This is a genomic window from Planktothrix sp. FACHB-1355 (genome assembly GCF_014748295.1).
GTDB classification, from domain to species: domain Bacteria; phylum Cyanobacteriota; class Cyanobacteriia; order Cyanobacteriales; family Aerosakkonemataceae; genus Aerosakkonema; species Aerosakkonema funiforme_A.
Genome location: NZ_JACJUP010000799.1, coordinates 1 through 3,354 on the forward strand (window position 1 = coordinate 1; position 3,354 = coordinate 3,354).

The following is a 3,354-nucleotide window of genomic DNA, read 5'->3' on the forward strand; positions in this document are numbered from 1 at the left end:
GTTGCTTTATTGATGACTGCGGGTTGCGGTAGCAACAAACCTTCTTCAGGCGAAGCAACTAATGCAAATTCCTCGCCAACTCAGCAAGTTTTTACCGTTGCCATAGGCGGTGAAATAGGCGACTTGAATCCACACAACTATAAGTCAAGTTTTCCAGCATTGGATCTCGTCTACGAACCGCTAGTTCGCTACCTGCAAGATGGCTCGATCGCACCAGCGCTGGCCAAATCCTGGAAACTCTCGGAGGATGGCAAAACCTTGACTTTCCAGTTGCGAGAGGGTGTGACATTCCACGACGGAACGCCCTTCGACGCCGAAGCTGCCAAGTGGAACTTGCAACGCTGGGTGGGAACGAAAGATCATGACTGGCTACCGCTTGCCAACAAGATAAAATCGATCGCCACACCAGATAAATACACATTGACGTTGCAATTGAAAGAACCTTACTATGGAGCTATTCAGGAACTTGCGCTGGTCAGACCTGTCAGATTTCTCAGTCCCAAAGCCACAGACGCAACCGGAAAATATCTCAAGCCTGTAGGAACCGGCCCTTGGCAGGTGCAAGTAGATAACCCAACGCAACGTGCAGTTTTTACCCCTTATCAAAACTACTGGGGAACTAAACCGCAGCTCAATGAGGTAGTTTTTGATGTGATTCCCGACGCCCAAACTCGCGTTGCAGCGCTGATGAGCGGTCAAGCAACACTCATTGGCGGCGACAGCATTGGCGGTATCCCTTTAGAGAGCGTAACCACGCTGAAAAACGACCCCAAAGTTCAGCTATTGACCGCACCGGGAAGCACAACTTATTTTATCCAAACTAATTACGATCGCCCCCCTCTCGGTGACGTGCGCGTGCGACAAGCTTTCAGCTACGCGATTAACCGCGAAGCTATTGCCAGCAAAGTTTTCAGCAATTTAGCTACTCCGGCCAAAGGGATTTTCGCACCCAAGATACCCTACGTAAACTACTCAAATCCGCAATTGTATGCCTACAATCCCGAACAGGCAAAAACTTTGCTGGCTGAGGCTGGATGGAAATCGGGGAAAAATGGCATTCTCGAAAAGAATGGTAAGCCTCTGCAATTAACGCTGATAGTTGATGGAGATTCTTCCCCGCAAGCTAAATCTATGGGGGAAGTAATTCAAGCGCAATTGCGCGAAATTGGTGTGGCTGTGGATGTGCGCTTGGTTGATTCCGGTGCGTGGAACGACGCTCTGATGAAGAAACAATTCGATCTCGCAATTAACCTTACTTGGGGTTCTCCCTACGACCCTCATTTGAGTTTAAAGCAGATGTTTCACTCATCTAGCAAATACGCCGAACACGGAGGAGTATATGGTCATCCCACGTTAGACAAATCGATCGATAAGGTTTTGGCAACTAAAGATGAGAAAGAGCGACAAAATCTTTATGTAGAAATCCAGAAATTTATGGATGAAAATGTCGCTGCTATCCCTATAGTTTACTCAAATCGAGTTTATGCTGTGAGTAACAAGGTAACAGGATTTAAATTGGCGGGGACTGAGTACGAACTTGACCTGCAAGAGGTGACGAAGAAATCGCAATAAACAATCAACTATGTTTCAATTTTTGGTGAAGCGTCTGGTCGGCTCGGCGGCAGTGCTGGTGGCAACCAGTGTGCTAGTTTTTTTCTTAACTTACCTAGCACCGGGAGACCCAGCTGTAATGATTGTGCGATCGCGTATCGGGCGGTTGCCAACAGAGCAAGAAGCTGCTGTAGTTCGCTCCGAGTACGGCTTGGATAAATCACCTTGGCAGCAATACTTCACTTGGGCGAGTCATGCGATCGGGGGTGATTTCGGTTACTCTTTCCGCACCGGTAAGCCTGCGATCGCAGAAATTGGTTCGCGTCTAGCACCGACGCTTTTGTTAGCAGGAGCGACCACTCTTTTCAGCGCGATCGTCGGCATTCCGAGCGGGCTAATTTCCGCTCAAAAACGCAACTCTTGGTGGGATAATTTCAGCCGTACACTATCCCTGCTCAGCGTCTCAATTCCAGACTTCTGGCTAGCTTTTCTGCTCATTTTGGTATTTTCCATTTATTTGGGATGGTTGCCTACCTACGGAATGCGCGGAGCGGAGTATTTAATCTTACCTGTTTTGTCTTTGGGGCTCGCTAATGCCGCACGTCTTGAGCGTCTCACCCGTTCCACGTTACTACAGGTGCAGCATGAAAATTATCTGCAAACCGCACGGGCAAAAGGACTCTCGGAAGGAGCGGTTTGGATACGCCACGCCTTACCTAATATTGCTGTACCCTTGCTGACGGTGGTGGCAAATCAATTCAGCCATATTGTCGCCGGTTCTGTAATTGTGGAAACATTGTTTTCTTGGCCGGGAATAGGCAACTATTACATCATTTCGATAAAATTTCGGGACATTCCCGTTATCCAAGCAATGGTGTTATTATTTGCTTTTGTGATGGTTGTAGTTAATGCGATCGCCGATATCGCCTACGCTTTGATTGACCCCCGCATTCGTTTGGAGTAATGGTAATGATGCCGATCGCTCTCCATCATTGGCAAAAAGCTAATCTCATATCATCGATTGCTATTGTGCTAGCACTGCTCAACGTCATAGCCAGCATTTTTGCTCCCGCGATCGCACCTTACGATCCAGCCGCTCAAGACCTCAACCTGGGTCTGAGTACACCCACTTGGCAACATTTATTGGGTACAGATCACCTGGGAAGAGATATTCTTAGTCGGCTTTTGTGGGCGGGACAAGTATCCATTACCCTCACAGCGATCGTACTGTGTTTGAGCGCTTCGATCGGTGTGGGAATCGGTGTGTGTGCCGGTTACTTTGGCGGCGTCGTCGATGAAATTTTGATGCGCTTTGTGGATTTATTTCTGGCTCTGCCCAAACAAATATTAGCATTAGCTTTGGTCGGCATTTTAGGTTCTGGTTTCCCCAATTTAGTTTTAGCGCTGACCATCGGTTGGTGGCCGACCTACGCACGGTTGGTGCGAAGCCAAGTTCTCTGTGCAAAGTCTACTGCATTCGTGGAAGCCGCTTTTGCTTTGGGCGGAAGTCCTCTCTACATCATCCGTGTACATTTATTGCCCGCGCTTTTAGGCCCAATCCTGGTGCAGCTGAGCTTGGACGTGGGAGCCGCTATACTCGCGATTGCCGGATTGAGCTTTCTGGGATTGGGCATTCAGCCCCCGTACCCAGAGTGGGGGACAATGCTCGTAGATGCAAGGCCCTTTATGCAGGCGGCTCCCCGTCTGGTAATTGCTCCCGGTGTGGCAATTTTGGTGACGGCGTTCGGTTTTAATGCCTTAGCTGAAAGTTTGGAAAGTTGGCTAGATCCAAGGGGTTAAGGA

At 48.8% G+C, this 3,354-nt stretch carries 3 protein-coding genes; all 3 read left to right on the forward strand.

What is annotated here, in order from left to right; all coding sequences use genetic code 11:
• Nucleotides 1-1,572 (forward strand): nickel ABC transporter substrate-binding protein (nikA, locus tag H6S82_RS25040; protein ID WP_191056886.1); only part of this gene is annotated, 1,572 nt, incomplete at its 5' end.
• A 10-nt stretch (nt 1,573-1,582) separates the two neighbouring features.
• The gene (locus H6S82_RS25045; RefSeq protein WP_190465295.1) at nt 1,583-2,515 is read left to right on the forward strand and encodes an ABC transporter permease; all 933 of its coding nucleotides are present in this window, start codon (nt 1,583-1,585) and stop codon (nt 2,513-2,515) included.
• A gap of 5 nt (nt 2,516-2,520) precedes the next feature.
• Entirely contained in the window at nt 2,521-3,351 is an 831-nt protein-coding gene (locus H6S82_RS25050) for an ABC transporter permease subunit (protein WP_199315311.1), read from the forward strand.
• Nucleotides 3,352-3,354 lie beyond the last annotated feature (3 nt).